The following is an 11954-nucleotide window of genomic DNA, read 5'->3' as shown; positions in this document are numbered from 1 at the left end:
CGAGACGGCGGATCCGGCGTAGTCCGGCGGTCGGACGAGACATTGGACAGTCCGCACCGATTCGTCCAAAGACCCACCTGCCCCGCGCTCAGCCCTTGCCGGACTGAACCGCCGCCAAGCGCCCCCTGAGCTCCGCCGCTTCCTCGCCGGCCTTCTTCGCCTGCGCCCGCGACTCTTCCACCTGACGCTTCGCCGCCTCGATCTCCCGCACCGCGCCGTCGAGCGCCGTCTGCTGGGCCTGCACCTGGACCCGCGCGCTGCTGAGCTCCTGCCCGGCCTGCTGTAGCTGCCTCTCGAGCCCCTCCACACGCTGCTCGGCCCGGGTCGTGCGGTCGGTCATCGCTTCAAAGCGCGCACTCAATACAGCCGCCTGCTGCTCGGCGGCGATACGCCCCTGCTGCGCCTCAGCCAACGCCGCGCGTAGGCGCTCGAGCTCGACGGTCTGCTCTGCCTGGCGCTCGGCCTGCGCTTCGAGCTTGAGTCGCGCCGTGGCGACCTCCACCCGCGCGGCTTCGGTCGCTTTTTGCTCGCGCTCGACCTGCTCAACCAAACGCGCGATTTCGGCCGCACGCTCGGTCGCCGTAGCCTGCGCCTGGTCACGCTCGGTGGTCAGTGCCGTGACCTGCTCGAGGAGCGCATCACGCTCGGCCTCAATCGCCTCGCCGGCGGCCGACAGTTCTGCGGCTTCTGACTGTGTCTGCACCAAACGCGCCTCGACTTCAGCTCGTGCCTGGGCTGCAGCGCGCTCGATTTCAGACGCAATCGCCCCTGCCAAGACAACCGGCAGCTCAGGCGCCGCGGCAGCGGCCACCGGGCGCGCTTCGCGCCAGGCGGTGAGGTGCCTATGCACCGTATTCGGACTCCCCGTCCCCAAGCGCTCGCGAACCGCCCTGATCGTCGGCTGCCCCCCCTCGCCAACCAGCGCATCGGCGGCGGCGGCAACCATCTCAAAAGTGATTCCTTCACGGGCCATCTGTATTTCCCCTGTATTTCGTATCATATATTTCGTATTAATATTGATATGATACATAATACAGATACGTAATGCAAGCGATACCCGCCAACTCGATAGCAGACAGAACGGGGCAAAACCCGCGTGCTTACTCAAGCGCCCGGGATCGCTCAGATGAGCAAAGAAAAGCCCCGACTCCAAAGCGGAAAATCGGGGCTGAGTCGGACAGGACAGAAGGCAGCTAGGGAACGTCTTGCCGTAGCACAGTGTTGGAGCGGCGGGTCATATAGGGCAGGAAAGTCCGCGCCCGAATCTGAGGCCCGCGTTCGGGTCGAAGCCGGCGCCACTCGCCCATGGCAAACCCAACCAACTTGCCCACCTGGCGGCGCATGAGACGGAAGCCAGGCGCGCGGTAGAGCTCATCCATAACCGCCTCGATTTCGGCATCGAACTCACCGGCTGCATCCTTCCGAATCTGCCGGCGATCGGGCGGCGCGGCGGCGATTTCATGGATGCGCTCGCGCAACGCCTCCACACGCTTCTTGTTCATGCGCCAGGACCAGCCGACCCCGTCATGGACCAGCTCGTAGCGCCCGATGAAGCTGCAGCGATCTCCGGCATCGAAGCGCAGCAGCTTCTCGCGGGCGTGCACCCGACCCTTGCCGTCGCTGACCGCCATGATCCAGCGCACCATCCTTGGCTGCTGTTGCTGCGGACCGGCGACCGCATACAAGAGCGTCGCCGCTTCGCCGCTTTTTCGCCGCTTGCTGCGGGTCGACTTGGGCAAATTGCAGTCGTAAAGCTCGCTGAGCTTTATTTCAAGCGAAGGCCACTTTTCAAGCGAAAGCTCGCCGCTGACGTACCAGGGGTAGTTGAGGCGGGCGGCATCTTGCACGCGCTGCATGTAGGTCAGGCTGTCGGGTAAAAGTGTCATTCTTTTGGAACCAAACAAAGGGACCTAATTTTATTCTGAAGGTTTGAAGTCACTTTATTGTAGTCCCTTTAGGGACTACACAATTTGAGGTTCCGACTTTGAGCTTGCGAAAAGTCGGTACGTTCGTCAAACTTTCAGCGGACGTCACGCAAACAAGGGGCTAGCCACCCCGCACACATCCCAGGATTGGGTCGCTGTGCGGGGGATGCCAGCCCCCACACACGCAGACCGTCACACCGAGCTGGGCGCCACCCAAGCTCGTTATCGGCAGGAAAGCCGACCCCGTACGTCGTGAGACGAGCTCGGGGGCATTGCTGGAGCCGCGTGCCGGGAAAGCTGGCTGGCGCGGCATACGAGGAGCGCGCGTGGGTGAGACTCCCACGCATCGACTCCTTCGCACGTCGCGGCCCGCTGCCGCCGATTCGGAACCAGCGGGGCAGTTGCGCAAAAAGACGAAGTTAGGCGACGTCGACACGGGCTCCGAGGTAACTCGGATAACCCTGTGCATGGCGAACGGGTGTAAATCCCGATCGCGGCAGGCTCGGAAGGGTCTGACGAGATCCGCGGTGGTGGGCGGCTGAGGCGTCAGTAATGACGCAGGGATCTAAGGGGAAGTCTGGCGGATCTGGTACCAGTGGGGGCAACCTCGCTGGATCGCTGAATAGCTCAAGCCACTAAGTGCGTCCGTAAGAAGTAAAAGGATGCATCGCGGTAAGTCGTACAAAGCTGCTGGATGGCGCGGTGGGAACTGCGTCGTTTAGTCAGGACGTGTTGATGCACGGTGTCTAGTAGAGGAGGGGCTTTGGAACCTCACCCCCTTGAAACCCGACCTGGTCGGGGTAGGCCCTCAGGGCTAGGGACACGTAGCGGAGCGTGGCGGCGTTGTACGTCGACGACATGCAATAAGGCGGGAAACTCCGAACCCATTGGTACTGCGACTGTGGCAAGCGCAGCGGGAGGAGTGGGAGAGCTGGCGACTAGGAATGATCCTTACTGCAGACCTGACGGTTGTGGCGAGGGGACTTAAAGCTGGCGGTGATGCTGTGTGATGGGATGTGTGTGTGTGATGTGACGGGGCTTGGCCGCCCTGTCATTGATGCGAACGACGGAAGAAAACGCGGTACGGAAGCGGCCCTGGCAGGCCTTCCAAACGCAACGGGCCTTCATTCGCTTTGAACGAAGGATTTTCAACGAGCAACTACCGATCCTCGGCTGAGAAGCTGGGGTAGTCCGATCCACCTGCCCTGCACCACGTGGGGCTAAGCCGGTTATCGACCATGGCAACGGCGAGATGGTGGCGCTGGTAACGTAAAGGACTGGGAGCTGAGAGCTGCCATGCTCAAAGCAGCCACGACGGGAATCCTGGATCAGAACCCGCCATGAGCAGATGCCCCAAACCTCGACCAGGAGGAAACGGGAGGCTGAAAAAGCCGATGCCGCGAAAACGGCAGCTCTTCGGAGCAGAACCTGGGGAAACCCAGGCAACGAAAGTAGCCTGTGAGGCGAACAACGGGCTCACGTAGCCGACTCCAAACCCCCGGCCATCGGCTGGGGGTTTTTTTCGCCCCTCCCCCGGACCCCCACCCCTAGTCAGTGCGGGATCCACGGCCAACACTCCGTTCCTGACGCGCTCTCGCTTGTCGTCTGCCTACCGCCTTCGCAGCAAGCTGCTCAGTTGGCACGGCAGAAGGCGCACACTGTTTTCTTTTGAAAACAGAAACCCTAAGCGCCACCCCACGGGCTGTTATCTGATTAGGGTTGTTCGTTTCCGGTTTTCAGTTCAAACCCGTACATGGAAAGAAGCCACTGCTTGATATTCTCAACAGACCCCACGCCCCACTGCTCTGTCAGAAAATCGAAGAACTCGCTTGAGGGCGGCATAGGGTCGCCCTGCTTCAGCAAACCATCAGGCCACTTGCCGTACCTCGCACGAAAAGATGCGTAGACCCACGATTGCTTGTAGTTCCGACGATCAGCCATCCATCTAGCTTGCTGAACAAATTCAAGCTCTGTCATTCAGCCAACCCCTTACCGTCCTGTCTGTTACTCCCAGTTCTGCTGCGATGGCAGCCTGAGTCATGCCCCTGTCTCGCATCAGACGGGCGCTGACCCTCTTATTTTCACTGGCTACCAGCCGTGCCGTGCCAGAGGCTCTTCCCTTCGCTGCTTGGGCTTCTGGTGTGTTTTGCTTCCCCCGGTACGCCTGCAGCGCACTGAACCGCGCATCGCTCGCCTCCAGGTCGAACTTGTGCCACACCCACTTGCTGACGCTCTTGGCGATGTGCCACACCTCACGCCCGTCTAGCGGGTAGGGGAAGTCCCCGTTACGCTCCAGCGCCTTGTTATTTAGATGGGACTGCCACAGGACGAAGTTGCGCACGTCTCCCTTGTAGTGGCGGATCTGCCGGTAAGCGTAGTGCCTCAGCCAGTCGAACACGGTCACGTTTCGACCTAACCCCACCTCCTCAGGCTTGCGCTTGGGAAGGTGCTTGGGGAGATCGACCCAGTCGGCCAGCTCACCCAGCTCGTACCCTAGGCGGGGGCCACGCAGGGTTTTCCAGAGCGGATGTGCAGGGTTCTTGGTGATGAGCCCGCTGTAGCCCTGGTCGGCTTGTAGCCGGGCACGAAAAGCAGATTCCACCGCGCACAGGTAGCGCAGTGGCCCCTGCTTCAGATCCGGCGAGTCGACCAACACCGGAGCAGACAGCCCCCAGACGAGGTGGGCGTGCCCGTTTTCGCGATTGACCGCAGCCCATGAGGGCGGGGGCAACCCCTGGTCCTCCCAGAGCACGGCCGCGCCCGGTCGGTCGACGTCAAAAATCGACCAGACACGCAGGTGCGGGGGATTCGCCTGGATGTAGGCGCGCTTGAGGGCGGAGGCCAGCGAGCGGATGACCACCCCCTGCTCGAGGTCGTCAGAGCAGTAGGGCTTCCGCGGCCAACGGGAAGTCTCGAACAAGTCCGACTGCACAGGCGTAGAAGCCTGATCGGAACATGTAGAAACTCTATCAAACTCGACCATCTTCCCCTTCCTTAGGGGCGATGGCTTTGGCTACAATCAGCTTCAAGTCGTTCGCCTGGTAGTGCAGGTTGATCGGCAAGGCTGCACGGGCATCTCGACAATGCCCGTGCAGCCGGGTGAATCGCAAAAGCCTCGGAACGGTTCCAGCCGTCCGAGGCTTTCGCCTATCTGGGATTCAGAATACCTGTTTCATGACAGAAGTAAAAACGCGCCGGCGCGCCGCATCGTTCGCACCCTAGGTGTTTCGTTATTGCGTTATTGCGTTATTTCTCTTGAGCCCTAAAGTGGCACACCAACGCCTCTTCGATCAGGTCGGACTCATGCCACCCTTTGCTAGTCTCAACGCTTTTTTGAAGCGCTTAAGATCGGCCACCGCAAAGAGCTGGCTGCGGCCAACCGTGGCGCTAGGCTGAAGCTTTCCACTCGCAACATAGCGACGGAAGGTCGACATCGAGACCTCCAGGTACTCGACGGCTTCCTCAGCAGTGAAGTCGTCGCCAGAAAGATGGCCGAACAACTCCTCGTGACTCAGATCTTCGCCACGGAAGGCATTGACCGACAGAAGCACAAAGAACCTCTGCCGCTCGGCCGCAGGCATACGTTTGAGGTCCTGGAAGAGTTCTTCAGCTGTTGCTGAGGATGCCATCGCTCTATCCCTCCGCTCGCAAGTACCGCTTGAGTTCGTCGTAGAAATTCTCATGCGATCCAACTTGGTAAAAATCGATGATGAGAAGCTCAACGGGTTGAGCTTCAGCCCCTGCGCTGGGGGGGCGGTAGGCAACCAAGTACTCCTGCCGGTTGAACTTGAATTTGTAGACCCAGACCCCAGCCAGATCACCCACTTTGAGTTCGCCGATTTCAGGATCCTCACAAATCGCCTCGACGACATCCTCAACCGCAAGCTGCAACGGCTTATGGGCCTTCTTCACGAAGCGACTGAAAGGAGGTTTGTAGTTGGGCTTCATCGTGTGACTTATTTTGTGTCAAAACTGACACTAATTCCAGTCAAATTAAACCCTGAAGTGTCCCACTAGCGCCTCTTCGATCAGGTCGGACTCACTCACCCGCTTGCCGCTGGCCATCGTGCGGCGGAATGCTTCCTCCTTCAGGAACAGATCGAGCGCGGGGTCGATGCGGATCGACTTCGTTCTGCGCTGCGCGGCCAGCACCGATGTCGGCCCCACGCCCGAAGCCCCAGGTGTCGGTCGCTCGGCGGCAGCGGCAGCGCCCCCGGCTAGGAAGTTGTCGAGGTTGGGTTTTCCTTTCACGCTTGAATCTCCTTGAAGAGGGCGGCCATCTCGGCGATCGCCTGGGGGTCCTTGGCGAGCTCGGCTACCGTGGCACCTTCGCCGATGGCACGCCGGTAGGCCACACGCTCACAGATGCGCGCCTCGAGGAGGCGCAGCTTGTGTTCGTGCAGGTAGTCGATCATCTCGCCGGTGTCCCGGGTGCGCGGGTCGATGCGCATCAACAGCACATGCACGTCGAGCCCCGCATTGAAGTCCTTGGCCAGCTCGACAATCTCAAGCAGATCGGTCATCGCTGCGGCATCGAGGTTGGAGGCCCCCACCGGGACCACGGCACGCTCGGCCAGCAGCAGCGCAGCACGCAGACTGGCCGAATCCCGGCCACCGGCATCGATGACGGTATGGGCGAAGCCCTTGGACAGATTCTTGCCCTCATCGAAGACCGCCTTGCCCAGCAGGCAGGTCGTCGTCGGCGACGGCTCGCGCCCAGCCTCACGCCGCCAGGCGGCCCAACTGGCGGCCGAGGCCTGCGGGTCCGCATCGATCAACAAGGTCGCCGCCTGTGCGGCAAAGAGGGCAGCCAAGTGGGTGGCGATCGTGGTCTTTCCCACGCCGCCCTTGGTGTTGACGACCGCTATCCGCATTTCGATCAGTCCTTATTTCGTTACTGCATTATATAAATACATAAAGCCACATTGAATGTCACCTGAATCCCCGAGAAGCCCCGGCATTCATGCCTGGGAGGTAGAGGGGCGGCCGCGTAGCGGTCGTTGCATTTGAGTTTCGCATTTTATCAGCTTATAATGTGAAGCATGAAAGCCAGATGGACATTCCGCTGTTACCCGACGCCCGAGCAAGCGCAACACCTTGCCCGCACGTTTGGCTGCGTTCGGTTCGTCTGGAACTGGGGGCTGCGACTGCGCAGTGACGGCTACCGGGCCGGCGAGCGCATCGGCTACCCGGAAACGGACAAGCGCCTGACTGTGCTCAAGCGGCAGCCGGAAACGGTGTGGCTCAATGAAGTCTCCAGCGTCTGCCTGCAACAGTCGTTGCGCGACTTGCAGGTTGCGTACTCGAATTTCTTCGACAAGCGCACCGGCTATCCGACGTTCAAGCGCAAGGATGGCGCGCAGTCGGCGAACTACACCGAACGCGGATTCTCGTTCGAGCCGAAGACGAAAACCCTGAAGCTCGCCAAGATCGGCGCGATCAAGGTGAAGTGGTCGCGCCGCGCGATTCCTGCGCCGTCCTCGATTCGCCTGATCCGCAAGCCGAGCGGGCGCTACTTCGTGTCGCTCGTCGTCGATACCACGCCAGCCGACTTGCCGAAAACCGGTGAATCGGTTGGCGTCGATTTCGGCATCAATCGACTCGCCACGCTCTCGACCGGCGAGAAAATCGCCAACCCGAAGCACGGCGCAAAGTGGCAGCGTCGGCTCGCGTTCTATCAGAAGCGGCTTGCCCGCTGTCAGAAGGGCAGCAAGCGCCGGGCGCACGTCAAGCAGCACGTCGCCCGGCTGCACGAGAAGATCGGCAATAGCCGCACCGATACGATGCACAAGTTCAGTACGTCGATGGTGCAGCGTTTCGACGTGATCTACATCGAAGACCTCAACCTGCGCGGGATGCTGAAGAACCACAGCCTCGCCCGCGCGTTGAGCGATGCGAGCATCGGGCAGGCCGCCCGCATGCTGGAAGAAAAGGCCGAGCGGTACGGCAAGCGCGTCGAGCGCATCGACCGCTGGTATCCGTCGAGCAAGACCTGTTCGGCGTGCGGCCACATTCAAGAATCGATGCCGCTGTCTGTCCGTGACTGGACGTGTCCGAGTTGCGACACGCGCCACGACCGGGACATGAATGCAGCGGTCAATATCATGGCGGTCGGGCAGACCGTTTCTGCGCATGGAGGGACCGTCAGACGGTCGCGGGCTACGGCCAGCGAACGCAAGTCCCCGCGAAGTGCGAACCGACAAGCTGCTACCTCCGGGTAGCGGTGTTGGAATCCCCTTCCTTTAGGGAGGGGAGGATGTCAACTCTTCGAGTGGAACCGTCTGGGTCTTGCCCGAGCGGATATCGATGAGGCGCTGCTCGGCAAGGTACAGATCCTCGAGATCATCGAGATGCTCACGAATGGCCTCGACCATGTAGTAGGTCTTGCTGCGCCCCGTCATCTGGGCCAGATTCTGCAGCCTTTGCGAGACGTCATCAGGCAGGCGGAGGGAAACGGCACCCATCTCAGAGACTCCTATCAACCGAATAGAGATACAAGTATCTCACATCAACGCCATAGCCGCTCAAACCGCGCCGGGTTGGTCGCCGTGTAGCGCACGGTGTGCTGGATGTTGCGGTGCCCGAGGTAGTCCTGGATGAGCCGGGTGTCCGCGCCCTGGTCGGCGAGCGCGTAGCCACAGGCGTGCCGCAGCATATGGGGATGCGCGTCGACGGCAAGCTCGGCAAGCGCCCCTTAGCGGCCTATAGGTGCCGCTCCGCGTCCTGCCGTTGGTGCAGGACGCGGATAACGTTCAAATGGTCGGCGTAGTCCAAGAAATAGACCACATGCGAACCACAGAGGTACTTTTGGAAGCTCGGCAACACTGAGGGGCGGCCTTGCCTTTTGCCTTGAGCCAGCGCATAGCAGGCATCCCGAATTGCGTCGGTGTAGCTGTCTGCCTGGTCTGCCCCCCATCTATCGGCGGTGTAGTCCCAAATCTCGCTAATGTCGGTCTCCGCCGCTGGCGAAAACGCAATGGCCTTCATTGCGCTTGAAGCCCTGCACGCTTGCGTGCCTTGAACGCCTCAAAGTCGAACGGGCGCGGCTCTCCAGATTCAAGGCCAGCGTTCAGCGCATCTTGGAGCGCCTTCACCTTGGATTCGTGTTCCTCCAGCAGACGCAATCCGGCTCTGACCACATCGCTTGCAGAGCCGTAACGCCCGCCTTGTACTTGAGAATCAATGAAACTGGTGAAGTGCTGCCCGAGGGATACGGATGTATTTCGCATAGGGTTTCTCCTTGGCAATGTACCATTTTATATTATCTTTTGGTATCAACGCCATAAGCGCTCGAACCGCGCCGGGTTGGTCGCCGTGTAGCGCACGGTGTGCTGGATGTTGCGGTGCCCCAGGTAATCCTGGATGAGGCGGGTGTCCGCGCCCTGGTCGGCGAGCGCGTAGCCGCAGGCATGCCGCAACATATGGGGATGCGCGTCGACAGCGAGCTCGGCCAACTCGCCATAGCGCCGAATCGCCACCCAGGCCGTTCGACGGTTGAGCGCTGTCCGTCGCTCTGAGACGAAAAACGCCTCCCCGGTCGGCGCAAGGCGGTTTCGCTCGGCCAGCCACGCCTTGATGACGCGCAGCTCGTCGCCTCGTAAGGGGTGTGTGGTCGACAGCCCTTGCTTGAGGCGTGCCACATGCAGCACGCGGCTGTCGAGATCGACCTGGTGCAAGCGTAGGCCGCAGGCCTCGGACACCCGCAGGCCGTGGCGGAACATCAGCAAGATGAGGCAGCGGTCACGTGCCTCGGTGCGGCTGCCGCGGGTAGCGGTGATCAGCCGCTCAACCTCCCGCGAAGTCAGGTATCGACGATTGTTCACGACAGGTTCGTCCTATCGAATAGGGAGCACATCTTCGGTACCTATCAGGAAAATCTTCGGTTGCGAGAGCACGCGCAGGACGAAATTGTTCTCGGTGCGGATCTTCTCGGCCAGCGCGTCGGAGGTATAGAGCGTCGGATTTACCTTGCGCCCAAGCATCTGCTCTGCCGCGGCCAGGCCCTCGAACAGATCCGCGTAGGTGAGCGTCTCGGTGACCACCATCAGATCGATATCACTCGTGGCGATGTCGGTGCCCTTGGCCACCGAGCCGAACACGAACGCAAGCTCGATGCGATCGGAAACCGCGTTGAGCGCGGTGCGTAGCACGTCGGCCAGCCCCAGTGTCTTCATCACGATGCCCCGCAACTCGGCAAAGATGGGCGCAGCCGCGTTGGCCTGGTAATGCTTCTGATTGCCGATGGGGGTGACCGTCACCAGGTCGGCCGAGACCAGCTTTGCGAGCTCGCGCTGCAAGGCACCCCGCCCGGTGCCGGTGAGACGGAGCAGCTCGTTCCCGTAGAACGAACGATCGGGCTGGCCGAATAGCACCGCCAGCAGGCGTTGCTGCAGACCCGAAAACAGCGCATCAGCGACTGAACATTCAATCATCCCCATAAAGGGGATTATAGTCCCAAAATAGGGGATCAAATGCCAAAGCTGATCATGGAGGGGCGCGTTCTTGGGTCTGGACTTCCTGGCCAAAGATTCGGAATGAACCTAATATGCGTTATACGCACAACGTACATTGAGGTTGAAATGCACAGACGAATGACGATTACGCTCGACGAGGCGGTGTACGAGGGGCTCTATCGCACGGTCGGCAAGCGCCGCATGAGCCAGTTCATTGAAGACTTGCTACGCCCGCATGTGGTGGACACGTCGCTCGATGACGGCTACCGGGCCATGGCTGCCGACACGGCGCGCGAGTCCGAGGCGATGGAGTGGTGCAACGCCCTTGCCGGAGATATGGCCGATGCAGCGCGGTGAGGTCTGGTGGGTCGAATTCGATCCGGCGGTCGGCAGCGAAATCCGCAAGACGCGCCCGGCGGTGATCGTGAGCAACGACGCTGCCAACCGGAATCTGTCGCGGGTGGTGGTCGTGCCTGTGACCAGCAACACCGGCCGACACTATCCCGGCGAGGCGGTGGTGACCGTCGGCGGGCAGAGCAGCAAGGCAATGGCCGATCAGATCATGGCCGCTGACAAGGCACGCCTCAAAGACCGGCTGTGTGTGCTGTCCAAAGCGGACATGTTGGCGGTCGAGGACGCCATCAAGGTTCAGCTAGCGCTACCACGCTAACTCGAGATCGACCTGGTGCAAGCGTAGGCCGCAGGCCTCGGACACCCGCAGGCCGTGGCGGAACATCAGCAAGATGAGGCAACGGTCGCGGGCCTCGGTGCGGCTGCCGCGGGTGGCGGCGATCAGACGCTCGACCTCGCGCGCGGTGAGGTATCGACGATCGTTCAAAGGCTCAACGCTTGTGGTGGAGCGAGCGCAGCATGGCGTCGCGCAAGATGGCATTGAGCCGTGTCTGGTAGCCACGCCCAGGACGCTTGAGCCACGCCAGCACATCGGCATCCAGGCGCACCGTGGTCGATGTTTTGGTGGGCTTGTAGAACGGATTGGCCACGGCGTTCTGCCAGAACGTTTCATCGAGCGGCGGGATGTCGCTGTAGTCGATGTCGCTGTCGGGCATCTCGGAAAGCGCCTGGAGTTCGGCCTTCTGCGCTTCAGTGAGCGGCGGTAGGGCGTTCAGATCCAACTCATAGCGAACCGTTTTGCTCATAGCGTTTTCTCTCCTTCGGTTCGGCGCGACGTGCCGAGATGATGCGAACGCACTCGGTGCCGTCCTCGTCGTCCCGGACGGTATGGGCCACCAGAAGCAACAGGTAGCCCTCGACCACGCCCAAGGTTTTCCAGCGCTGCTCGCCGTTCTCGATGCGATCTTGTTCGACCACTGCAAACGGATCTGCAAAGACCCGCGCAGCCGTCTCGAAGCTCACGCGGTGCTTTCTGAGGTTGCTGGCAGCCTTGTCGGGGTCCCATTCAAAGCGTATTTTCACATTCAGATGTTAGTACATTTTTGTTATTACACTAACACAAGCACCCCACTCGGAAGCTCGGAAAGCACAACAGCTCGACGAGGCCACTCATCGTTTTGTCCAATGTTCGGCGAAAAAACGCGGCGCAAAGCCGCGCCGTTGC

19 protein-coding genes and 1 pseudogene are annotated in these 11954 nt (G+C 60.9%); 3 read left to right on the top strand and 17 right to left on the bottom strand.

Features of this window, described 5'->3' with window-relative positions; translation table 11 throughout:
• Positions 1-88: 88 nt before the first annotated feature.
• The 8 genes from ACUH78_RS17825 to ACUH78_RS17790 form a co-directional block, all read right to left on the bottom strand.
• Positions 89-973: a DNA-binding protein gene (locus ACUH78_RS17825; protein ID WP_445334270.1), complete on the bottom strand. Its 885-nt coding sequence runs from the start codon at positions 971-973 to the stop codon at positions 89-91.
• A 220-nt stretch (positions 974-1193) separates the two neighbouring features.
• On the bottom strand, positions 1194-1886 hold the full coding sequence (locus ACUH78_RS17820) for a hypothetical protein (protein ID WP_510497582.1): 693 nt from the start codon (positions 1884-1886) through the stop codon (positions 1194-1196).
• Between the two features lie 1752 nt (positions 1887-3638).
• On the bottom strand, positions 3639-3902 hold the full coding sequence (locus tag ACUH78_RS17815) for a hypothetical protein (RefSeq protein ID WP_445334272.1): 264 nt from the start codon (positions 3900-3902) through the stop codon (positions 3639-3641).
• Positions 3889-4845, bottom strand: a complete 957-nt coding sequence (locus ACUH78_RS17810; protein ID WP_445334273.1) for a replication initiation protein — start codon at positions 4843-4845, stop codon at positions 3889-3891. Before ACUH78_RS17810 ends, ACUH78_RS17815 begins: the two co-directional genes overlap by 14 nt.
• Before the next feature lie 370 nt (positions 4846-5215).
• A complete protein-coding gene (locus ACUH78_RS17805) occupies positions 5216-5554 on the bottom strand; it encodes a helix-turn-helix domain-containing protein (protein ID WP_445334274.1) in 339 nt (112 codons plus the stop codon).
• Between the two features lie 4 nt (positions 5555-5558).
• Positions 5559-5873, bottom strand: a complete 315-nt coding sequence (locus ACUH78_RS17800) for a type II toxin-antitoxin system RelE/ParE family toxin (RefSeq protein ID WP_445334275.1) — start codon at positions 5871-5873, stop codon at positions 5559-5561.
• Between the two features lie 45 nt (positions 5874-5918).
• The gene (locus tag ACUH78_RS17795; RefSeq protein WP_445334276.1) at positions 5919-6176 is read right to left on the bottom strand and encodes a hypothetical protein; all 258 of its coding nucleotides are present in this window, start codon (positions 6174-6176) and stop codon (positions 5919-5921) included.
• A complete protein-coding gene (locus ACUH78_RS17790; RefSeq protein ID WP_020684459.1) occupies positions 6173-6799 on the bottom strand; it encodes a nucleotide-binding protein in 627 nt (208 codons plus the stop codon). Before ACUH78_RS17790 ends, ACUH78_RS17795 begins: the two co-directional genes overlap by 4 nt.
• Before the next feature lie 168 nt (positions 6800-6967).
• Here ACUH78_RS17790 and ACUH78_RS17785 point away from each other — a divergent pair, with 168 nt between their 5' ends.
• Positions 6968-8146: an RNA-guided endonuclease InsQ/TnpB family protein gene (locus ACUH78_RS17785; protein ID WP_445334277.1), complete on the top strand. Its 1179-nt coding sequence runs from the start codon at positions 6968-6970 to the stop codon at positions 8144-8146.
• A 21-nt stretch (positions 8147-8167) separates the two neighbouring features.
• Here the strand turns inward: ACUH78_RS17785 and relB are convergent, their stop codons facing one another.
• The 6 genes and pseudogenes from relB to ACUH78_RS17755 form a co-directional block, all read right to left on the bottom strand.
• On the bottom strand, positions 8168-8389 hold the full coding sequence (gene relB, locus ACUH78_RS17780; RefSeq protein ID WP_445334278.1) for a type II toxin-antitoxin system RelB family antitoxin: 222 nt from the start codon (positions 8387-8389) through the stop codon (positions 8168-8170).
• A gap of 44 nt (positions 8390-8433) precedes the next feature.
• Positions 8434-8598, bottom strand: a pseudogene (locus ACUH78_RS17775) (tyrosine-type recombinase/integrase); the annotation flags it as partial.
• A gap of 29 nt (positions 8599-8627) precedes the next feature.
• Positions 8628-8912, bottom strand: a complete 285-nt coding sequence (locus ACUH78_RS17770) for a type II toxin-antitoxin system RelE/ParE family toxin (RefSeq protein ID WP_445334279.1) — start codon at positions 8910-8912, stop codon at positions 8628-8630.
• Positions 8909-9154: a type II toxin-antitoxin system ParD family antitoxin gene (locus ACUH78_RS17765; RefSeq protein WP_020687938.1), complete on the bottom strand. Its 246-nt coding sequence runs from the start codon at positions 9152-9154 to the stop codon at positions 8909-8911. Before ACUH78_RS17765 ends, ACUH78_RS17770 begins: the two co-directional genes overlap by 4 nt.
• A 45-nt stretch (positions 9155-9199) precedes the next feature.
• Positions 9200-9748 (bottom strand): tyrosine-type recombinase/integrase, encoded by a 549-nt coding sequence (locus tag ACUH78_RS17760; protein WP_445334280.1) that lies wholly within the window; start codon positions 9746-9748, stop codon positions 9200-9202.
• Between the two features lie 12 nt (positions 9749-9760).
• Positions 9761-10357, bottom strand: coding sequence for a nucleotidyltransferase domain-containing protein (locus tag ACUH78_RS17755; protein WP_445334281.1), 597 nt, complete (start codon positions 10355-10357; stop codon positions 9761-9763).
• Positions 10358-10516: 159 nt separating this feature from the next.
• Between ACUH78_RS17755 and ACUH78_RS17750 the strand changes: the two genes are divergently transcribed.
• Together ACUH78_RS17750 and ACUH78_RS17745 are read left to right on the top strand one after the other, a co-directional pair.
• Entirely contained in the window at positions 10517-10735 is a 219-nt protein-coding gene (locus tag ACUH78_RS17750) for a DUF8778 family protein (RefSeq protein ID WP_445334282.1), read from the top strand.
• Positions 10722-11048, top strand: a complete 327-nt coding sequence (locus ACUH78_RS17745; RefSeq protein WP_020686171.1) for a type II toxin-antitoxin system PemK/MazF family toxin — start codon at positions 10722-10724, stop codon at positions 11046-11048. The genes ACUH78_RS17750 and ACUH78_RS17745 overlap by 14 nt, the downstream gene beginning before the upstream one ends.
• On the opposite strand, the gene ACUH78_RS17740 is transcribed toward ACUH78_RS17745, so the two are convergent.
• From ACUH78_RS17740 to ACUH78_RS17730, 3 genes are read right to left on the bottom strand one after another with little or no spacing between them, the layout of a single operon-like run.
• Positions 11037-11216, bottom strand: a complete 180-nt coding sequence (locus ACUH78_RS17740; RefSeq protein ID WP_445334283.1) for a tyrosine-type recombinase/integrase — start codon at positions 11214-11216, stop codon at positions 11037-11039. The two genes, ACUH78_RS17745 and ACUH78_RS17740, sit on opposite strands and share 12 nt — an antisense overlap.
• A gap of 4 nt (positions 11217-11220) precedes the next feature.
• Positions 11221-11535, bottom strand: coding sequence for a BrnA antitoxin family protein (locus ACUH78_RS17735; protein WP_445334284.1), 315 nt, complete (start codon positions 11533-11535; stop codon positions 11221-11223).
• On the bottom strand, positions 11513-11812 hold the full coding sequence (locus ACUH78_RS17730; protein WP_445334285.1) for a BrnT family toxin: 300 nt from the start codon (positions 11810-11812) through the stop codon (positions 11513-11515). Before ACUH78_RS17730 ends, ACUH78_RS17735 begins: the two co-directional genes overlap by 23 nt.
• Between the last annotated feature and the right edge of the window lie 142 nt (positions 11813-11954).

Source organism: Thauera sp. ZXT1-4, assembly GCF_052598215.2.
Note: the sequence above shows the minus strand (reverse complement) of the source record. Positions and strands in the feature narration are given on the sequence as shown.

Excerpts from the sequence above, each read along its gene's own strand:
- ACUH78_RS17785 (WP_445334277.1), top strand. The coding sequence starts at position 6,968 with ATGAAAGCCAGATGGACATTCCGCTGTTACCCGACGCCCGAGCAAGCG.
- ACUH78_RS17770 (WP_445334279.1), bottom strand. The coding sequence starts at position 8,912 with ATGAAGGCCATTGCGTTTTCGCCAGCGGCGGAGACCGACATTAGCGAG.
- ACUH78_RS17805 (WP_445334274.1), bottom strand. The coding sequence starts at position 5,554 with ATGGCATCCTCAGCAACAGCTGAAGAACTCTTCCAGGACCTCAAACGT.
- ACUH78_RS17745 (WP_020686171.1), top strand. The coding sequence starts at position 10,722 with ATGCAGCGCGGTGAGGTCTGGTGGGTCGAATTCGATCCGGCGGTCGGC.
- ACUH78_RS17755 (WP_445334281.1), bottom strand. The coding sequence starts at position 10,357 with ATGATTGAATGTTCAGTCGCTGATGCGCTGTTTTCGGGTCTGCAGCAA.
- ACUH78_RS17765 (WP_020687938.1), bottom strand. The coding sequence starts at position 9,154 with ATGCGAAATACATCCGTATCCCTCGGGCAGCACTTCACCAGTTTCATT.
- ACUH78_RS17800 (WP_445334275.1), bottom strand. The coding sequence starts at position 5,873 with ATGAAGCCCAACTACAAACCTCCTTTCAGTCGCTTCGTGAAGAAGGCC.
- ACUH78_RS17790 (WP_020684459.1), bottom strand. The coding sequence starts at position 6,799 with ATGCGGATAGCGGTCGTCAACACCAAGGGCGGCGTGGGAAAGACCACG.
- ACUH78_RS17820 (WP_510497582.1), bottom strand. The coding sequence starts at position 1,886 with ATGACACTTTTACCCGACAGCCTGACCTACATGCAGCGCGTGCAAGAT.
- ACUH78_RS17825 (WP_445334270.1), bottom strand. The coding sequence starts at position 973 with ATGGCCCGTGAAGGAATCACTTTTGAGATGGTTGCCGCCGCCGCCGAT.
- relB (WP_445334278.1), bottom strand. The coding sequence starts at position 8,389 with ATGGGTGCCGTTTCCCTCCGCCTGCCTGATGACGTCTCGCAAAGGCTG.
- ACUH78_RS17735 (WP_445334284.1), bottom strand. The coding sequence starts at position 11,535 with ATGAGCAAAACGGTTCGCTATGAGTTGGATCTGAACGCCCTACCGCCG.
- ACUH78_RS17750 (WP_445334282.1), top strand. The coding sequence starts at position 10,517 with ATGACGATTACGCTCGACGAGGCGGTGTACGAGGGGCTCTATCGCACG.
- ACUH78_RS17815 (WP_445334272.1), bottom strand. The coding sequence starts at position 3,902 with ATGACAGAGCTTGAATTTGTTCAGCAAGCTAGATGGATGGCTGATCGT.